The organism is Bathymodiolus platifrons methanotrophic gill symbiont, from assembly GCF_002189065.1.
Lineage (GTDB): Bacteria > Pseudomonadota > Gammaproteobacteria > Methylococcales > Methylomonadaceae > Methyloprofundus.
Map to the genome: position 1 here is coordinate 1 of NZ_BDMN01000063.1, position 3655 is coordinate 3655.

At 38.4% G+C, this 3655-nt stretch carries 3 protein-coding genes; all 3 read right to left on the bottom strand.

All coding sequences use genetic code 11. From position 1 onward, the window contains the following. Nucleotides 1-242 precede the first annotated feature (242 nt). Nucleotides 243-968, bottom strand: coding sequence for a type III pantothenate kinase (locus CDZ78_RS04255; protein WP_087868864.1), 726 nt, complete (start codon nt 966-968; stop codon nt 243-245). After that, complete coding sequence (birA, locus tag CDZ78_RS04260) at nt 965-1960, bottom strand: bifunctional biotin--[acetyl-CoA-carboxylase] ligase/biotin operon repressor BirA (RefSeq protein ID WP_087868865.1); 996 nt, start codon at nt 1958-1960, stop codon at nt 965-967. The genes CDZ78_RS04255 and birA overlap by 4 nt, the downstream gene beginning before the upstream one ends. Nucleotides 1961-2082: 122 nt before the next feature. Then, a complete protein-coding gene (locus CDZ78_RS04265; RefSeq protein ID WP_174664554.1) occupies nt 2083-3063 on the bottom strand; it encodes a S49 family peptidase in 981 nt (326 codons plus the stop codon). Between the last annotated feature and the right edge of the window lie 592 nt (nt 3064-3655).

Here is a 3655-nt window from a genome sequence, read left to right on the forward strand (position 1 = left end):
ACTGAAGTTTCCCAATTATTGAGTAGCTGAAATACACAATGCTGGTGTATCGAGGTTTATTTTAGGTGGTTTTGCCATGTTTATAGCAAACCCCTACTTAATTCCCCTTAGGCAATAGCATTTGAAACGAATGAAAAGACTATTTTTTTCATATAGTTGTAGCATAGTTTCAATTTTACCATAAATAATTATTGGGAAACTTCAGATCAATAATACAGAGAAAAAAATAAATTTCACAACAATTACTCGCTAGCAACTAAAGCCAGGCCTTTAAGAACCAATTGAGCGTCATTTATGGCCTCTAACTTTAAGGTTTGAATCAACAATTGTGCATCACCGCCTGTCATAATTAATTGCACGGGCTTTTGGTATTCTGCCAAGCCCTGCATAATAAAACCTTTAATGGCATTGATATTACCATTATAAATAGCTGCTTCTGTGTCATTAGCTAAACCTTGTGGATATTGCTCTGAACAGAAATTCAAGTTTGCCGTTCCCTTGGATAAGGCTTGTTTCATCAAACTAAGACCTGGCATAATCATCCCCCCCATATGCTGGCCCTGTTGATTGACAATATCCAGAGTTAATGCTGTGCCACATGCAATGACACAGACAGGCGCAGAGTAAAAATGATAAGCCGCAAGTATCGAAAGCCAACGATCAACACCTAATTTTTCGTATTTAGGATAGGCGTTGCTCACACCCAATGCATATTTTTCCGTGTGAATTTCCTGTACTTTGACATCTGGCCATAATTGTTCTGCAATTTGTATAACTTGCAGTTTGATCCTTGCTGAACTAACACAGGCTAAATAAATACTTTCCGGCTTGGTTAGTTGTTGCCATGCAGCAGTTAACTGAACTTGAAAATTAGTTTCACTATGCACAACAGCATGCATTTCGCCAAGTTGCCCTGTCTGTTGCTCAGCCCATTTTAACCGTGTATTACCAATATCAATTAAAATCATAGGCGACGAAAACTAACTTCACCTGAAGCAAAACTTTGTATCGATCCTGTCTCCGTCTGTAACAACAAGAGCCCTTCATCATCGATACCCATGATAGTCCCATTGTGAGTTGAATTGCCCATAAATAAAGTGACCTGCTGTCCGCGCATACAATCAAAATCTCGCCACTGATCTCGATAAAGCGCAAAAGACTCTTTTGTGTATTGACTTGTGACAGCTATAAACTCTTCAATCAGAGTTGCAATTAGCTGATTGCGTGAAACTCGATGAGAGTTCCCTAATATTTCGTTTATATCGACCCAGTCCTGTTCAATTTGTGAACCATCTTGGTCAGTCAGAAAGAGATTTAAACCTAAACCAATGACCGCATGACAAGGCCCATCTGATTCACCAGAAACTTCAACCAGAATACCACCCAATTTTCTATGTTGCCAATAGATATCATTAGGCCATTTTAGACCAACATCATGAATACCATGAAGTTTTAGTGCTTTAATAACAGCGACACCAATAGCCAGACTTAAACCAGCTAAACTACTCGGGCCTTGTTCAAATTGCCAGACAATAGAAGCATAAATATTACTACCAAAAGGAGAGATCCATTGCCTGCCGCGTCGTCCTTTTCCCGCTGTCTGCTGTTCAGCCAAACAAACAATTCCTGAAGTATCAGGGTGGCAATTACTTAATGCAACAAGGTGGCTATTAGTAGAATCAATTTGATCATGTATATCAAGTTCTGCAAGACAATTCTGGGTAGTAGTGCTAAGAAAACTATAGATAAGGGTTTTATTCAGCAGTTCTAGTGAACAATGTAAGCGATAACCTTTACCATTGACAGCAGTAATCTCATGGCCCTGTTCCTCTAGTCCATTTATTTGTTTCCAAATCGCCGAACGGCTAACCTCTAATTGTTCTGCAAGGTCAGTTCCTGAGTGAAACTTTCCATCAGCTAAAATTTGCAATAATAATTTTTTCTTGGCTGAAAACTGCACGTGTTTCTCGTTTTAATATCAGGAAGGATTTCTATAATACAGACTTTAGGCGAGATAGAGACGTAATAACCCGTCCTATCTCACCCTGCAATGTGCTAATAATTAGCTCACAGTGACATGGTTTACTGCAACATCAATTTCTGTCCCATACTGTTTATTGATTGGGCAAAAGTAGCACCCATTTTACCAGCCAGGCGATCAATTAAGCGCTCTTGAACTGTAAAGTTAACGCGTTTTTTAGCACCAATGATATCAGTTGCCACACTATCATCACTCCCAAAACCATCAACCAATCCAAATTTTTCCCCTTGCTCTCCAGTCCAGATCAACCCTGAAAAAGTATCTTCATCAATTTGTAAACGGTCACCTCGTCCTTCTTTTACTGCAGTGATAAACTGCTGATGGACTTGGGCAAGTACCTCTTGCATATATTTTCTTTCCCCTGATTTCTCTGGGGAAAATGGGTCCATTAAAGCTTTATGAGCACCCGCTGTCACCAATCGACGTTCGACACCCAGTTTTTTCATCGTATCAACAAAACCAAAGCCTTCCAGAATGACACCAATTGAACCAATCAGGGTTGAAGGATTAACATAAATATTATCCACAGCCGAAACAATAAAATAGCAGCCTGATGCGCAAATATCAGATGCAACAGCATGAATTGGCAAATCAGGGTGCTCAGCCTTTATTTTACGTATTTCATTGTAAATATATGATGATTGAACAGGGCTTCCTCCGGGGCTGTTAACATGCAAAATAACCCCTTTAGTCTCTTCATCTTTAACTGCATTACGTAAAGATTTAATAATTGCATCTGCATTAGCTTCTTTACCTTCTGCAATAACCCCAGAGATATTAATAATGGCGGTATGCCCTTCACCATCATCACTTATGCTTTTCTTAAACGATGGGTACATTCCTATCCCTAAAATAGCTGCCAGATAAACAAACATTAAACTTTTAAAGAAAATCCCCCAGCGTCTTGCACGGCGTTGCTCAGTCACAGCTGCAAAAGCAAGCTTTTCTATGGCCTCACGTTCCCAGCCGCTATTCTTATCTTTATCTTGAGAATGAGGTTCATCCCATTGGTTTTCACTCACTTTTAGTCTCCCTATAATTGAGTTTATTTGTATAATTTTTCACTGATACTTGCTTAGCACTTAAAATCAAATGTATTCCTGGTTACGTACAACTCTCAGCCAAAGTAAAATTAAGCTTTAAACATCAGTATGTTAAAAAACATATCATTCCCGAAGTACCCAGTCAAGCGTGGGCACAAGCTTTATCGGGAATCTATGCTTAACCAACGAGATTCCTGCTAAAAGCATACAGAAATGACGAGCTATGGCTGAGAGTCATGGGTAATCAGGAATGTATTTAAGATATAAGTATGTTGTATGGGCTTTAATGTAACTATTCAAGTGTAAAGTTGATGAGATAATAACAAACAGTAATTTACTTTATAATGTTGCTTAACTGATAATTAACTGAAGTTTCCCAATAATTATTTATGGTAAAATTGAAACTATGCTACAACTATATGAAAAAAATAGTCTTTTCATTCGTTTCAAATGCTATTGCCTAAGGGGAATTAAGTAGGGGTTTGCTATAAACATGGCAAAACCACCTAAAATAAACCTCGATACACCAGCATTGTGTATTTCAGCTACTCAATAATTGGGAAACTTCAGT